Source organism: Microbispora sp. CA-135349 (genome assembly GCF_050947365.1).
Classification (GTDB): Bacteria; Actinomycetota; Actinomycetes; order Streptosporangiales; family Streptosporangiaceae; genus Microbispora.
In genome coordinates this window covers 7,563,558-7,578,121 of sequence record NZ_CP192001.1, presented here as the reverse complement: position 1 = coordinate 7,578,121, position 14,564 = coordinate 7,563,558, and the positions used below count along the sequence as shown (strand labels likewise).

The 14,564-nt window shown below is 72.4% G+C and carries 10 protein-coding genes and 1 pseudogene; 7 read left to right on the top strand and 4 right to left on the bottom strand.

Translation table 11 applies throughout. The features are described from left to right. Positions 1-94: 94 nt before the first annotated feature. Together ACQPZZ_RS34910 and ACQPZZ_RS34905 are read left to right on the top strand one after the other, a co-directional pair. Complete coding sequence (locus tag ACQPZZ_RS34910) at positions 95-1,789, top strand: ABC transporter transmembrane domain-containing protein (protein WP_432926137.1); 1,695 nt, start codon at positions 95-97, stop codon at positions 1,787-1,789. 2 nt (positions 1,790-1,791) lie between these two features. Next, on the top strand, positions 1,792-3,540 hold the full coding sequence (locus ACQPZZ_RS34905) for an ABC transporter ATP-binding protein (protein WP_432926135.1): 1,749 nt from the start codon (positions 1,792-1,794) through the stop codon (positions 3,538-3,540). A 3-nt stretch (positions 3,541-3,543) separates the two neighbouring features. Here the strand turns inward: ACQPZZ_RS34905 and ACQPZZ_RS34900 are convergent, their stop codons facing one another. After that, positions 3,544-5,619: a DPP IV N-terminal domain-containing protein gene (locus ACQPZZ_RS34900; RefSeq protein ID WP_432926134.1), complete on the bottom strand. Its 2,076-nt coding sequence runs from the start codon at positions 5,617-5,619 to the stop codon at positions 3,544-3,546. A 42-nt stretch (positions 5,620-5,661) separates the two neighbouring features. On the opposite strand from ACQPZZ_RS34900, the gene mshB reads away from it, so the two are divergent. The 4 genes from mshB to ACQPZZ_RS34880 all read left to right on the top strand — a co-directional run bounded on the left by mshB (position 5,662) and on the right by ACQPZZ_RS34880 (position 8,599). Next, on the top strand, positions 5,662-6,567 hold the full coding sequence (gene mshB, locus ACQPZZ_RS34895) for an N-acetyl-1-D-myo-inositol-2-amino-2-deoxy-alpha-D-glucopyranoside deacetylase (RefSeq protein ID WP_432926132.1): 906 nt from the start codon (positions 5,662-5,664) through the stop codon (positions 6,565-6,567). A gap of 10 nt (positions 6,568-6,577) precedes the next feature. Beyond that, complete coding sequence (locus ACQPZZ_RS34890) at positions 6,578-7,012, top strand: DUF6113 family protein (RefSeq protein WP_432926130.1); 435 nt, start codon at positions 6,578-6,580, stop codon at positions 7,010-7,012. 37 nt (positions 7,013-7,049) lie between these two features. Next, positions 7,050-7,487 (top strand): hypothetical protein, encoded by a 438-nt coding sequence (locus ACQPZZ_RS34885; protein WP_432926128.1) that lies wholly within the window; start codon positions 7,050-7,052, stop codon positions 7,485-7,487. A 155-nt stretch (positions 7,488-7,642) separates the two neighbouring features. Then, entirely contained in the window at positions 7,643-8,599 is a 957-nt protein-coding gene (locus ACQPZZ_RS34880; RefSeq protein ID WP_432926126.1) for an MBL fold metallo-hydrolase, read from the top strand. Positions 8,600-8,619: 20 nt separating this feature from the next. Here the strand turns inward: ACQPZZ_RS34880 and ACQPZZ_RS34875 are convergent, their stop codons facing one another. Continuing rightward, positions 8,620-9,612, bottom strand: a complete 993-nt coding sequence (locus ACQPZZ_RS34875; RefSeq protein ID WP_432926124.1) for a hypothetical protein — start codon at positions 9,610-9,612, stop codon at positions 8,620-8,622. Between the two features lie 126 nt (positions 9,613-9,738). Here ACQPZZ_RS34875 and rraA point away from each other — a divergent pair. After that, positions 9,739-10,220, top strand: a pseudogene (rraA, locus tag ACQPZZ_RS34870) (ribonuclease E activity regulator RraA). Positions 10,221-10,366: 146 nt separating this feature from the next. On the opposite strand, the gene ACQPZZ_RS34865 reads toward rraA, so the two are convergent. Further along, positions 10,367-13,153, bottom strand: a complete 2,787-nt coding sequence (locus ACQPZZ_RS34865; RefSeq protein ID WP_432926122.1) for a DUF222 domain-containing protein — start codon at positions 13,151-13,153, stop codon at positions 10,367-10,369. Positions 13,154-13,310: 157 nt separating this feature from the next. Then, on the bottom strand, positions 13,311-14,447 hold the full coding sequence (locus ACQPZZ_RS34860; protein WP_432926120.1) for a cysteine--tRNA ligase: 1,137 nt from the start codon (positions 14,445-14,447) through the stop codon (positions 13,311-13,313). Positions 14,448-14,564 lie beyond the last annotated feature (117 nt).

Genomic DNA, 14,564 nt, shown 5'->3' with positions numbered 1-14,564 from the left:
CAACATAGGTTGACAATCCCATGCGTGTCAACCCTGGTTGACACAAGAAAACGATTTGCCCGCCGACCTGCGTCTTTGCGAGCCTGGAACGACTATGCGCGCTCTTCCTGTGGCCGATCCCGGCACTCCCGACGCCCGTGGGCCGCTGCGCTACCTGTGGTGGGTGGCGCGCGGCCAGGCCGGCCCGATGCTGGCCGGAGCCGGCCTGGCGGTGCTGTGGTGGCTGGGGCAGGCGCTCGTGCCGGCGGCCCTGGGCAAGGCGATCGACGCGATGGCCGCGCGGGACGCCGGCACGCTGATCAAATGGTCGCTGGTGGTGCTCGGCCTCGGTGTGGTCCAGGCGGTCGCGGGTGTCACGCGTCACCGGTTCGCGACCTTCGCCTGGCTGTCGGCGGCCTACCGCACCGTGCAGGTGACCGTACGGCAGGCGGCCAGGCTCGGGGCGACGCTGCCGAAACGCCTGTCGACAGGCGAGGTCGTCAGCGTCGGCAACTCGGACATCGCGCACATCGGCAACGCCATGGACATCCTCCTGCGCGGCACCGGCGCGGCCGTCGCCGTCGTCGCGGTGACCGTGATCCTCATCGCCACCTCGGTCCCGCTGGGCCTGGTCGTGCTGATCGGAGTGCCGCTGATGGCGGCCGCGGTGGGTCCTCTGCTCAAGCCGCTGCACCGGCGCCAGCACGAGCAGCGCGACCTGCAGGGCGACCTCGCCACCCGGGCCGCCGACATCGTGGCCGGCCTGCGGGTGCTGCGCGGCGTCGGCGGCGAGCAGGTCTTCGCCGCGCGCTACCGCGAGGAGTCGCAACGCGTACGGCGGGCGGGGGTGCGGGTGGCCTCGGTGGAGTCCCTGCTCGAAGGCGCCCAGATCCTGCTGCCCGGCGTGCTGATCGCGTGCGTGACCTGGCTCGGCGCGCACTTCGCGCTCGAGGGCCGCATCACCCCCGGTCAGCTCGTCGCGTTCTACGGCTACGCGGTCTTCCTGATCGCGCCTCTGCGCACGCTGACCGAGGCCGCCGACAAGCTCACCAAGGGGCATGTGGCGGCGCGCCGCGTCTGCCGCATCCTGTCCCTGGAACCCGAGATCACGGGCGGCGACGGCCGATTCCCGGCCCGGGCAGGCGCGCTCCGCGACGGCGAGTCGGGTGTCGAGGTCCGGCCCGGCCGGCTCACGGCGGTCGCGGCGGCCGCGCCGGAGGACGCCGTCGCCGTCGCCGACCGCCTGGGCGGGTTCGCCCCCGGCGACGTCACGCTCGGCGGGGCGCCGCTGGCGGAACTGCCGCTCGCCGAGGTCAGGCGGCACATCCTGCTGGCCGACAACGGCGCGCGGCTGTTCACCGGACGGCTGCGCGACGAGCTGGACGTGCGGGGCACGGCCGGCGACGAGGACGTCCGCCAGGCGCTGTACGCCTCGTGCGCCGAGGACATCGTGGCGGCGCTGCCCGAGGGCCTCGACGCGCACGTGGCCGAGTCGGGCCGCGAGTTCTCCGGCGGTCAGCAGCAGCGGTTGCGGCTGGCCCGGGCGCTGCTCGCCGATCCGGAGATCCTCATCCTGGTCGAGCCCACCAGCGCCGTCGACGCGCACACGGAGGCGCGCGTCGCCGAACGGCTGGGCAAGGCGCGGGCGGGCCGCGCGACCCTCGTCTGCACGAGCAGCCCGCTCGTGCTCGACCGGGCCGACCACGTGCTGTACGTCGAGGACGGAGCGGTGCGGGCCCAGGGCACCCACCGGGCGCTGCTGGACAGCGAGCCGGGATACCGGGCGACTGTCACGAGAGGGGAAGGCTGAGCATGGCCCGCGAGATCCTGCCGGTCGCCGACCGGGCGCAGGTGCGCGCCTACGCCCGGCGGCTGACACTGAAGTATCCGCGCGAACTCGGCCTGGCGCTGGCCCTGCACGCCCTGGCCGCGGTCGCGGGCCTGGTCGCGCCCCGCATGCTCGGCGACCTGGTGGAGGGTCTGGCCGAGGGCCGGGCCGACCTGCGCGTGGACGCCGTCGCCCTGGCCATCGCCGCCTTCGTGGCCGCGCAGGCGGTGCTGGTCAGGTTCGCGGTGTACGCGTCGTCGCGACTGGGCGAGAAGGTGCTGGCCGAGCTGAGGGAGGACTTCGTCGGCCGGGTGCTCGCGCTGCCGCTCTCGACGGTCGAGCGGGCCGGTTCCGGCGACCTCATCACCCGGACCTCCAGGGACGTGGACGCGCTGTCCCGGTCCGTACGGCACGCCGTGCCCGAGACGCTGATCGCGGTCGTGACCGGGATCTTCGTCGTCGGCGCGGTGATCCTCGTCGGCCCGGTGATGGCCGTGCCGTCGCTGGTCGCCGTGCCGCTGCTCTGGGGCGCCACCCGGTGGTACCTCAACCGGGCCAGGGACGGCTACCTGCGGGAGAACGCGGCGTACGCCGACATGACCGAAGGACTTGCCGAGACCGTCGAGGGCGCGCGCACGATCGAGGCGCTGGGGCTGGACAGGCGCCGTCATGACCGTACCGACCGGGACATCTCCCGGTCGTTCGCGGCGGAGCGGTACACCCTGGGCCTGCGCATGGTGTGGTTCCCCGCCGTCGAGTTCGGCTACGTGATCCCGGTCGTGGCGACCCTGCTCATCGGCGGGCTGTTCTCCATCGAGGGCTGGGTCACGGTGGCCCAGGTGACGACCGCCACGCTCTACGTCCAGCAGCTCATCGACCCGCTCGACCGGCTGCTGTCGTGGGTGGACGAGCTCCAGGTCGGCGGGGCCTCGATGGCCCGGCTGCTGGGGGTCGCCAACGTGCCCGACGACCGGATCGCGGGCGAGGCCCGGCCGGTGGGGGAGGAGCTGAAGGTCAGCGGCGTGCGGTACGCCTACCGCGAGGGCCGCGACGTGCTGCACGGCATCGACCTCGACGTACGCCCGGGGGAGCGGCTGGCCATGGTCGGGCCCTCGGGGGCGGGCAAGTCGACGCTGGGCCGCCTCATCGCCGGGGTGCACGCGCCGGGGAGCGGGTCGGTCACGGTCGGCGGGGTGCCGCTGGTCGAGCTGCCGCTCGACGAGCTGCGCGGGCACGTCGCCCTGGTCACCCAGGAGCACCACGTGTTCCGGGGGACGCTGCGCGACAACCTGCTGATCGCCAGGCCCGACGCCTCGGACGCCGACGTGCGCCGCGCGCTGGAGGCCGTGGACGCCTGGGAGTGGGTGGCGACTCTGGACGAGGAGCTGGACACCGCGGTCGGCTCCGGCGGCGCGGCGGTCTCGCCGGCCCGGGCGCAGCAGCTGGCGCTCGCCCGGCTGGTGCTGGCCGACCCGCACACGCTCGTGCTGGACGAGGCCACCTCGCTGATCGACCCGCGGGCCGCCCGCGACCTGGAGCGGTCGCTCGCGGCCGTGCTCGAGGGCCGTACGGTGATCGCCATCGCGCACCGGCTGTACACCGCGCACGACGCCGACCGGGTGGCCGTGGTGGAGGACGGCCGGATCAGCGAGCTGGGCTCGCACGACGAGCTGGTGGCGGCGGGCGGCGCCTATGCCGCGCTGTGGGACAGCTGGCACGGCACCGCCCGCTGAGCGTCAGCTCGTGGTCAGCGACTTCTTGAGGAAGTCGAGCTGCAGGAGCAGCAGGTTCTCGGCCACGACCTCCTGCGGGGTCATGTGGGTGACGCCCGACAACGGGAGCACGGTGTGCGGGCGGCCGGCCGCGAGCAGGGCCGACGACAGCCGCAGCGTGTGCGCGGCGACCACGTTGTCGTCGGCCAGGCCGTGGATCAGCAGCAGCGGGCGCTCCAGCTTCTCTGCGTCTCCCTTCTCGGCGTCTCCCAGCAGCGATGACCTTTCATAGTGGCCCTCGTCCGGATGGCCGAGGTAGCGCTCGGTGTAACAGGTGTCGTACAGCCGCCAGTCGGTGACCGGGGCGCCCGCGACGGCGGCGTGGAACACGTCCGGGCGGCGCAGCACCGCGAGCGCCGCGAGGTAGCCGCCGAACGACCAGCCCCGGATCGCCACCCGCGACAGGTCGAGGTCATCGGGGTGCAGGGCCGCCACGCCCTGCAGGGCGTCCACCTGGTCCTGCAGCGAGATCGTGAAGTCGTGCAGCATCTCGCGCTCGAAGGCAGGGCCGCGCCCCGGCGTGCCCCGCCCGTCGGCCACGATCACCGCGAAGCCCTGCTCGGCCCACCACTGGGACTCCAGGAACATCCGCCGGGCAGACAACACCCGCTGGGCGTGCGGCCCGCCGTACGGGTCCATCAGGACGGGCAGCGGGCCCGAGCCGGGCACGTGCCACGAGGGCAGCAGGACGGCCGTGGACAGTTCGCGCGCGCCCGCCCGGACGAGCGACACGCGCGGTTCCAGGCCGGGCCGCTCGGCGAGGGACGCGATCGATACTCCCCCTATCGACACGGCCGTTCCCTCGGTGTCGAGGCTCTGCCGGGCGACGAGCGTCACGCCGCCCGCGCGGCGGCCGGAGTGCACGCCCGGCTCGGTGGTCACCGGGCTGATGGTGCCCGCCGAGTACGTCCACAGGTGGATCTCGGTGGGCTCGCCGCTCGCGGAGAAGAGCACGGTGTCGCCGTCGACGTCGAGCACCGCGCGGACCTGCAGCGACGGCGGCGTCACCGGCTCGTCGCCGACCACGAGGCGGTGGCCGCCGTCGGCGTCGGCAACCCAGACCAGGGTGCCGTCCGACAGGCGGGCCGGGACGCCGGCGACGATGTCCACCCAGGCGGGGTCGGTGTCCTCGCGCAGGAGCGTCGTCCCGCCCGTGTCCGGGTCGACGGACAGCAGGCGCATGGTCCGCTGGTCCCGCGACAACGTGACGATCGCGAGGCCGTGGGCGTCCCAGGCCGCCGTCACCAGGTACTCCTGCTCGAACGGCACAGCCGTACGCGCGCCGTCCAGCCCGATGACGTGCAGCGTGACCTCGGCGTTGGCCGTGCCGGCGGCGGGGTAGCGCTGCGGGACGGGCTGACGGCCGGGGTTGGCCGGGTCGGAGATGTGCCACAGGGTCACCGGCGACTCGTCCACGCGGGACACCAGCAGGCGGTCGCCGGTGGGCGACCACCAGTAGCCGCGCATCCGCTCCATCTCCTCGGCCGCGACGAACTCCGCGAGGCCGTAGGTGACCAGGTCGCCTTCCGGCTCGGCGAGCAGGGTGTCGGCTCCGGTAGCGACCTCCAGCACGTGCAGGGCGCCGCCCGTGACGTACGCGACCAGCGCGCCGGCGGGGTTGAGACGGGGATCGATGACCGGCCCGGCCGCCGGGAGCCGCCGCACCTCTACCTCGCCGGCCTCGCCCGAGGCGAGGTCGGCCAGGTAGAGCTCGCCCGACAGCGCGAACACGGCCCGCCGGACCTCCCGGTCGGTGGCGTAGGCCACCACGCCGCCCGCCGACTCCCGCGACCGCTCGCGGCGGGCGCGCTCCTCCGGCGGCAGGTCCTCGTCGGCGGCGCCCAGGGCGAGGGGGTCGACGACGAGCCGCTCGGTTCCGGACGCGACGTCCAGCTCCCACAGGCAGGTCACCGGATCGGTGCCGGATCTCGTCCTGAGGAAGGTCACGCGACCGCCGTCAGGGGAGATCGTGAAGTTGCGCGGCACCCCGAGGGTGAACCGCCGGGTCCTGGCATGCAACCGCGGGAAGCTCTCCGTCATAGCTCCTCATACTGCCAGCACGAGGGCACTACCCTCGGAGGCATGACTGACCGTCGCTTGCTGCTCGTGCACGCCCACCCCGACGACGAGTCCATCGGCACCGGCGCGATCATGGCCAAGTACGCCGCCGAGGGGGCGCACGTGACGCTCGTGACCTGCACCCTGGGGGAGGAAGGCGAGATCATCCCCCCGGAGCTCGCCCACCACGGAGCCGACAGGGACGACACGCTCGGTCAGTACCGCATCGGCGAGCTGGCCGCCGCCTGTAAGGCGCTCGGCGTCACCGATCACCGGTTCCTCGGCGGGGCCGGCCGCTGGCGCGACTCGGGCATGATGGGCGCGGCGACCAACGACCGTCCCGGCTGCTTCTGGCAGGCCGGCCTCGACGAGGCCGCGGGCGAGCTGGTGAGAGTGATCCGCGAGGTCAGGCCCCAGGTTCTCGTCACCTACGACGAGAACGGCTTCTACGGTCATCCCGACCACATCCAGGCGCACCGCGTCTCCTGGCGGGCCTTCGAACTGGCCGCCGACCCCGCGTTCCCCGGCGGTGAGCCGTGGCGGGTCGCCAAGTTCTACCTCACCGCCATGCCGAAGTCGGTGCTGCGGCGGACCATGGAGACCATGCGCGAGGCCGACGTCGAGTTCTGGGTGCCGGAGTCGATCGACGACATGCCGGGATGCGCGGACGAGGACGTGACGACGGAGATCGACGCCCGGCCGTACGTGGAGGCCAAGCTCGACGCGATGCGGGCGCACGCGACGCAGATCGCCGTGGACGCGCCGTGGTTCGCGCTCTCGAACAACGTCGGTCAGCAGGCCCTCGGGGTCGAGCACTTCATCCTGCGCGCGGGGGTGCCCGGCCGGCCCGGCATCGGCGCTCCGCCCGAGGTCGGCGGCCTGGGCGAGCCGTACAACCGCGAGGCCGACCTGTTCGCCGGTATCGACTAAGTTGGTCGACATGACGCAGGAGACGCATATCGGCGTCGAAACGACCGAGGACGCCCCCGGCCCGTTGGCCGGGGCCGTGACCGGCGCGGCGTACGGCGTGCTCTTCCTGCTTGGCCTGGTGCTCGGCGTCGTCGGGGGCTTCCAGCACGCGTGGTACGCCGGGCAGGTGCCGGTCGCCGCGATCGCCTGGCTGGCGGTGCTGTTCGCCGTGCCGTACGGCATGGGCAGGCTGATGGGCGGCAAGCTGGGCGCGCTCGCCCCCGGCGTCGGCTGGCTCCTCGTGTCGTTCCTGCTGTCCACGCCGCAGCGGGCCGGCGACCTCGCCATCGCGGGCAACTCAGCCGGCTACTGGTACCTGTACGGCGGCGCCGTCGCCGTCGCGGCGGCCGTGGTCGTCACCCGTTCCACCAGCTCGTGGATGCTCAGGTCGTACGGCCGCGCGTGAGCTTGTCTGTGTGGGAGCGGTCGCGGATCCTGGGGGCATGCGGCGGTCGCATCGGTTCCGGCAGATCATCAACTACGTCAACCTCTCCACACCCCTCGGGCTGCTGATCGCGCGAATCGGCGGAGCGCGCACCCGCGCGGGGGAGCGCGGCCTCGTCTACGCGCACGGCTATCGCATTCCCTTTCCCGTCGCCGGTGCGTTCACCGTGGGCAACGTCATCCTGACCAAGCACGGGGAGGGCTATCTCACCGGCTGCCTGCTCGACCATGAATCCCGCCACGCCACTCAGTACGCGTTCTGCGTCGGCCTGCCCATGCTCCTGCTGTACGTGCTCGCCTCGGCCTTCTCGTACGCCGTCTGCGGCCATCCGGCCTCATGGAACCTTTTCGAGCGGATGGCCGGTCTCGACGACGGCGGCTATCCCCGGGTGCGTCCCTGGTGGAGGAGAACGTGGAGGAGGTCGCGTTCCCCCTGAAGACGGAGTGAACGTGCGCGGAATCGACCGGTCGTAGGAGGAATATTTTCGGCTCTGTGGGGATCATGGGAAGCGGAAGGGAGTTCCCCATGTCGCAGACGATTCATCCGGAAAGCCCTGAGGCCCCAGAAATCCCCGTTTCTCCCGTTCCGAATGTGCCGAGCGCGCCGGCCGTGCGTCCGGCCGAACCCCGCCGATGGCCGTCCAGCTTCGCCGACAGGCTGACCGCCCCTCTCCCGGACTTCCGCGAGGTCACGAGCGTCATGTGGCACGGGCAGCTACGGCCCGACATCGGTGACAGCGACCAGATTCCGGTCCACCGGGTCGGCCTGCCCCGCGCCGCCGCGACCGAGACCGTGGTGACCTGGGTCGGCCACGCGACGTTCGTCCTCCAGATCGGCGGGCTCACCGTGCTGACCGATCCGGTGTGGTCTCGCAAGATCCCCGGCGTGCGCCAGCGGCTGACCCCTCCCGGCGTCGCCTGGTCCGACCTGCCGGAGATCGACGCGATCGTGCTCAGCCACAATCACTACGACCACCTTGACGCGCCGACGATCCGCCGCCTGCCGAGGGACACCGCCGTCTTTGTGCCGGCCAAACTCGCGGGGTGGTTCCGGCGGCGCGGCTTCCGCCACGTGACCGAGCTGGACTGGTGGGAGTCGGCCCGTCTCGGCGATGTGACGTTCGACTTCGTACCGGCCCACCACTGGAGCCGCCGTACGCTGTGGGACACCTGCCGCACCCTGTGGGGCGGCTGGGTGCTCACCTCCCCCGAGCACCGGGTCTACTTCGCCGGCGACACGGCCTACGGGGAGCGGTTCGCCCAGATCGGCGAGCGTTACCCGGGCATCGACCTCGCCCTGATGCCGGTCGGCGCCTACGAGCCGCGCTGGTTCATGAAGGTCTCGCACGTCGACCCCGCCCAGGCCGTGCAGGGCTGCCTCGACGTGGGCGCGCGGCGGATGGCCACCATGCACTGGGGCACGTTCGTGCTGTCGGGCGAACCGCTGCTGGAGCCGGTACGCGAGGCCCGGGCCGTGTGGGAGTCCCGCGGCCTCGACCCCGCCGACCTGTGGGACCTCGCCGTCGGCGAGAGCCGTACGCTGCCCTGATCGGGCGTCGTCGCCCGGCGCTACGGCCGTTCTCCGAGCATCGACGCGGCGTTGGCCAGCCGGGTGCGCAGCTGCTTGCGGAAGGTCCGCAGCTCCGGGCGGTGAGCCTTGACGATCGCCCGCTGGGCCGCGATCTCCGTCGTCACCCGTACGGTCAGGTAGTCCACCCGAAGCTTGCAGCGCATGTCCGCCGCGGCGGTGGCCCGCTGCCGGGCGTCGACGGGGCCGCGCCAGCGCGGGTCCTCCCACGCCTCGACGGGCGTCGGGTAGGTGTGGCCGGCCCTCTTCATGCAGGCGCTCCACTCCGCGTTGACCGCCTTCACCCGAGGATCCCTGAGCGCCCTGTCGTACGCCTGCGACGCCAGCCGGACGATCAGCCACTCGCTCTCGGGCGGGACTCCCTTCATCACGCGCCGGTTGGCCTCACCGAGGCAGCCGCCCTCCGGCACGCGGACGCCCCGCACCGTCTTCGGTCCATTCCCGCCGCCCAGGACGGCCTGCTCCTCGAGCGGCGTCAGACCGGTGTCCATCCTCTCCGGCCTCCTCTTTGACGCGCTTTTGTCCGATGGCAGGGGCACGCGGTAGTAGCCGTAGCGGGCGGCGAGGGCAGGATCGACGAACAGGTATCGTCGCGTCCTCGGCGCCGGGTCGCGCAGCGGCGGCAACGGCGTGTCGTCGTAACCCTGGATGCCGAACCTCCTCGCGCACAGGGCCACCGAATGACGCACGGCATTGGTGAGCCGGGCCTGCTGCTCGGGAGTCGGTCCGAAGGCGTCCAGAGGGAACACCGCCTTCTCGACCCTGCGCACCGCGTCGTCGGCCGTCTGCCCGCCGGACGGCGCGGGCGACGCGGCGGCGGTGGTGGCGGTCGCGGTTGTGGGAATGGTGGCGGCGGTGGCGCTCGTCTGGCACCCGCTGAGCCCGGTAGCGGCCAACACGGCGGTCGTGGCGAACGCGGCGAACGCGGCGGCTCCGGTGGGCGGAAGCGGACGAAAGCGTGAGGCATTCTTCACGGCTGTCATCTTCTACCGTGCGAGTCCTGCCCACATACATAAGACATTTACGGACATTCACTGATTGGCGAATGGCGCGTTTTCGGGCGGCGGCAGCGGCCCGGACGACCCTGCCACAATGCGGGCATGAGCTTCGCGACCGCTGATCTCTACGACACTCATGGCGACGCGCTGCGCAGTTGCGTCACCCTGTTTCGCTCGTACGGCGCTCGCACGAAATTCTCCGGACGGATTTCGACGATCCGGTGCCTGGAGGACAACGCGCTCGTCAAGCAGGTGCTCGCGACGCCGGGCAAGCGACGCGTACTGGTGGTCGACGGCGGCGGATCACTGCGTACGGCTCTGCTCGGCGACCTGATCGCGACCTCGGCCGTGCGGAACGGCTGGGCGGGCGTAGTGATCAACGGCGCCGTGCGGGACACGGCGGCGCTGGCCGGGCTCGACCTCGGCATCAAGGCGCTCGGCGCCAACCCCGCAAGAGCGCCAAGACGGGCCTGGGGAAGGTCGACGTTCCGGTGACCTTAGGGGACGTGACCTTCGCCCCGGGAGAATGGCTCTACAGCGACGAGGACGGCATCGTCATCAGCGACCACCGCCTCGACGCCTGAGCAGGCCGATGCCGGCCGGTGCCCCGCGTGCGGCCAGTGCCCGGCGTGTAGGCCAGTGCCCGGCATGCGGCCAGTGGGCCGGTCGCTCGGGCATGGTCACGGGAGCCGTAACTCGCGCCGTAATGCGTGCCGTTCCACAGGCGCGTTCAGTCTCGCCGCCTCGGGGCTCGGGTGGGGTGGTGGTAGGTGAAGGCCCAGCGGTCTTTGCCGGTTGTGTGGCGGGTGTAGCGCTCGGGGTGCTGGTAGCGGTCGCGGTTGTGGAACTGGCAGGCCGGGCCGAGGAGTTTGAGGTCGGTGAGCCCGCCGGTGCTCCAGTTGTCGGCGTGGTCGATCTGGCACATGGTGGCGGGCAGGGGGCAGCCGTCGATCCAGCAGGTGGCGTAGCGGGCGAAGACCGCCCGTCGCTGGGCCGGGGTGGCGAGTCTGACTTTTCGGCCCATGTCGAGGACCTGTCCGTCGGCGTTCATGACCAGGCGCACCAGGGTGGAGGTGCGGGCCAGGCGGTGCACGCCGGAGACCGGCAGCACCTGCCCCGTGGCCAGCAGCAGCCCCGGCGCCCTGCCCAGTAACGCCCCCAGCCCTGACCCCGGGTCTGCCCCTGGCCCTGGCTCCGGGTCTGGGCCCGGCCCTTGCCCCGAATCTGCCTCAGGCCGTGAATTCGGCCCTGGCTCCGGGTCTGCCCCCGGCCCTGGCACCGGCCGTTGCCCCGGCCATGTGCCCGACTCATGAGGGCCCGGGTCATGGGAGCCCGGGTCATGGGAGTGCTGCCCGCCGCGCACGCCGCCGTGGGCCTCAGGCGTGCCCAGCCCATGCCGGGATTCCCCCGCGGGCCGAGGCCCGGCGTGGGCGTGACGGGCAGAAGCGCCCCACGCAGGAGGATCCGGCGGTTGCCACTCATCCCAGCGCGACCTACCCGACCGTGACTCGCTCTGCTGTGACTCACGCTGTCGTGGCTTGCTCTGCTGGGGCTCGCTCGACCGCGCCTTCTCCGGCCGAGCCTCCTCCGACTGCGTCCCCTCGGGCTGTGTCCCTTCCTGCTGCTTGCTTTCCGGCTCGTTGCCCTCCGGCTGCGCGTATCCGGCCGCGTCACCGAGGCCAGCACCGGCGCCGGGGGCGACCGCGTCCGTCCCTTCGGCCTCGCCGGGCGCGGGCTCGACTGCCTCGGCAGGACCGACGGACTCGACTGGCTTGATGAGCTCGGAAGCGGCCGACTCAGAAACGGCGGGCCCGGGCTCTGCAACCTCGGTAGTCTCCGTGCGATCGCACAGGTCATCGCCCCGGCCGGCAGCGTCAACGACGTCAACGCCGCATGCGTCATCCGCGCCACTCGGGTCGTCCGCGTCAGCGGCGTCGTCCACGCTGCCGGTCTCCCCGGCCTTCTCCGCGTTCCGGCCGCCCTCGGCGCCCAGGACGTTGTCGGCGTCTGCGGTGTCTTCGGCGTCCTGAGTGTCCGGGCGGCTGCCGAGATCCTCGGTGTCGCTGGCGCCAGCGTCCTCGGGCTGGTCGTCCTGGTCGCCCTGGTCGTGGACCGGGTCGGGGGCGGCGGGGTCGGTAGCGGGGTCAGGGGCGGTGTCGGTGGCGGTGTCGGTGACCGGGTCGGTGGGGAGGGACTCGGCGTTGACCAGTACCAGAAGCTCAGCGACGATCTTCTGCTCCAGCAACGCGATCAACGCATCGGCCTGACGTACCCGCAGCGGCCGGTCATCACCCTCTGCCCGGGGCCGGGCATAGGCGTCCAGCAACGCCCGCAACCGGGCGGCCGCCTCACGAGGCAGATAAAACTCCCCCTCCAGCCCACCCCCCTTACCCGGACGAACCCGCAGAAACTGCCGCCCGTAATCGGCCCGCTCATCACGCTCGTCCCCATCAGGGTCCAGCACCGCCCGCAGATACCGGCCCGCCCTGGCCACCTCCGCCGGCCCCGCCCGGCCCGCCAGCTCCAACAAAATCGGCTCGGCCAGCCCCACCTGCTCACCGGTCAGATGCTCGGTAGCCATACAGATGGCCTCCACCACCCCCGCCGACAACCCCCCGCCCGCAAACGCCTCCCGCACCCGCGGCAACCGCGCCAACTGCACGCCCAACGTCAGCAGCCGGCCCGCCCCCGCCACACTCAACCCACCCACCGTGCGCAACCAACTGCGGGTCGAGGCATGCCCATGCTGCCTAGCCTGCCCCGCCCGATGCACCCGCCCCACCCGATCCGCCAACGCCGAGGTAATCCGATCGCGGACGAACATCAAGTCCTCGGCCTCGGCCAGGCAGATGCCGGCATCGTCCGGAACCGGCGCCAGCGCCAACGCCTGCGCCGACTCCCGCAACGAGGCCACCAACACCCACGACGTCCGGACCCCCGACGACCGGCCCCGGCCCCGACCCGCACCACCACCCGCATCCCCGACAGACCCGGCATCCCCGGCAGACCCGGCACCAGCCGAACCAGTCCCGGCACCACCGCTACCGGCGGCGCTTGCGCCATCGGGACCCGCGGCACCACTGGAACCAGCCGCGGAAGCGGCCCTGGAATCGTCGCCAACAGGACCGGCGGCATCTGCCGCGCCAGCCCTGGCAGGACCGGCGGCACCAGCACTTCCGGCACCGGCGCTGTCGGCACCAGCGCTGTCGGCACCGGTGCCGACAGCGGCGCTACTTGCGGCAGAGCCGACCGTGGCCGCATCCTCCACCGCATCGGTCGAACCGATCTCGACTGAACCGCCGACGCCTGCACCGGCACGGGCTGAACCGTTACGCGCGCCCTCGGGACCCGGCCTCCGCGGGATGCCGCTCAGGAGATGCCTGACGGGGCACTCGTCACGGGCGAGGGAACCCTCCAACGACCACAAAGGGGAATCGGCGGTCAGCCGCTCCCACCAGTCGCCGTCGGCATCAATCGAACGACGAGGGCGGTCAGGATCAGAGTTGAACAGATCCATCAGACCCTCCTCACACTGATTCGAACTCCTGTCCTAATTCTTCCACGCCGTTGCATGGCGAACACGAATGAGCGGTGATTTGTTGGAGCGACAGGTTGAGCCGTCTGACGCGGTCGTCTGACGCGGCGGCCGGGCCGTACGCGCGCCAGACGCGCCGTCAGATCCGTCCGATGTCGGCGGGCAGGTCGAGGGCGAGCACGTGATCGAAATGGAGGAAGGTCTCGAACTTGGATCCCGGCGCGACCGACCCGTCGGTCTCCAGGTCGCGCAACAGGCGCAGGACCGCCGGCGTGTCGAGGTCGTCGTCCAACGCCCGCTGGACGCGCTCGGCGTGGGCCCGGTCGATCGGACGGCTGGGCGACTCCGCCCATTCGGCCACCCGCCGCCGCAGCCGCCGCAGCTCCTCGTCGGCGGCGCGCAGGCTGTCCCAGGTGAGGTCGATGGGCCGCCGGTAGTGGCGTTCGAGCAGGGCCAGCCGTACGGCGAGGGGGTCGAGGCCGGCGGCGGCGACGGCGGACAGCGGTATGACGTCTCCGGAGTCGGCCGGACGGCCGTCGAACAGCAGGCGTCCGGAATGCGCCCAATGGGCGGCGGCCTCCTGACCTGTCGCGGCGTTCGACTGGGCCCGCGCCCTCTCGTGGTGGGGGAAGCACAGGTCGGTCCCGCCCACGTACAGGTCGAAGCGTGGGCCGAGGAAGCGCAGCGGCGTGGCCGAGCACTCGATGTCGCGGGCGGGAAGCCCGCGGCCCCAGGGCGCGTCCCATGTCGCTCGCGCGCCACCGTCGGCTCGCCGCGTCCGCTGACCCACGGGTTCCGGCAGAGGCTCCCACAGGGGCCAATCCGACGCCGAGCCGGGCTTGCCGGAGATCTCGCCGTACGTGGGGAAGGACGCCGCGTCGAAGAACACCGCCCCCTCCGGGGTGGCGTACGCGTGGCCACGCTCGATGAGCCGGCCGATGAGCTCGATCACCAGCCCCATCGTCTCGCTGGTCCTGGGAGAGTGCTCGGGGGCGCGCATGTTGAGCGCGAGCGTGTCGGCGTCGAGAGAGGCACCGGCGCCGTCGCCGCGCCCGCCGCCTTCACCGTTGCCGAGGTCGGAGACGTTCCGGCAGGCGAGCACCCGCAGCCCGGCGCGCTCGGCGACACGGCGGACCAGGTCGGCGAGCAGGGCGGGGCGCAGATCGGCGAGGCCGACGGGCCCGTGCGCGGCGCAGGTGTACATGCGCAGGATCCGCGAGCCGTCCGGGGTGACGGGCACGACCTGGCGGGTCAGGGTGTCGTGGAGCCGCAACATGCTCCGAGCCTACGTGCTGCCCCCGACAGCCCACCCCCGGCCCCGCACGGCCACTCCGGCCCCGCACGGCCACCCGGGCACCCCGCATGACCGTGTGGCACCCTCGCATGGCCGCCC

Coding starts and splice junctions, on each gene's coding strand:
- ACQPZZ_RS34910 (WP_432926137.1), top strand. CDS start 95: ATGCGCGCTCTTCCTGTGGCCGATCCCGGCACTCCCGACGCCCGTGGG.
- ACQPZZ_RS34905 (WP_432926135.1), top strand. CDS start 1,792: ATGGCCCGCGAGATCCTGCCGGTCGCCGACCGGGCGCAGGTGCGCGCC.
- ACQPZZ_RS34900 (WP_432926134.1), bottom strand. CDS start 5,619: ATGACGGAGAGCTTCCCGCGGTTGCATGCCAGGACCCGGCGGTTCACC.
- mshB (WP_432926132.1), top strand. CDS start 5,662: ATGACTGACCGTCGCTTGCTGCTCGTGCACGCCCACCCCGACGACGAG.
- ACQPZZ_RS34890 (WP_432926130.1), top strand. CDS start 6,578: ATGACGCAGGAGACGCATATCGGCGTCGAAACGACCGAGGACGCCCCC.
- ACQPZZ_RS34885 (WP_432926128.1), top strand. CDS start 7,050: ATGCGGCGGTCGCATCGGTTCCGGCAGATCATCAACTACGTCAACCTC.
- ACQPZZ_RS34865 (WP_432926122.1), bottom strand. CDS start 13,153: ATGGATCTGTTCAACTCTGATCCTGACCGCCCTCGTCGTTCGATTGAT.
- ACQPZZ_RS34860 (WP_432926120.1), bottom strand. CDS start 14,447: ATGTTGCGGCTCCACGACACCCTGACCCGCCAGGTCGTGCCCGTCACC.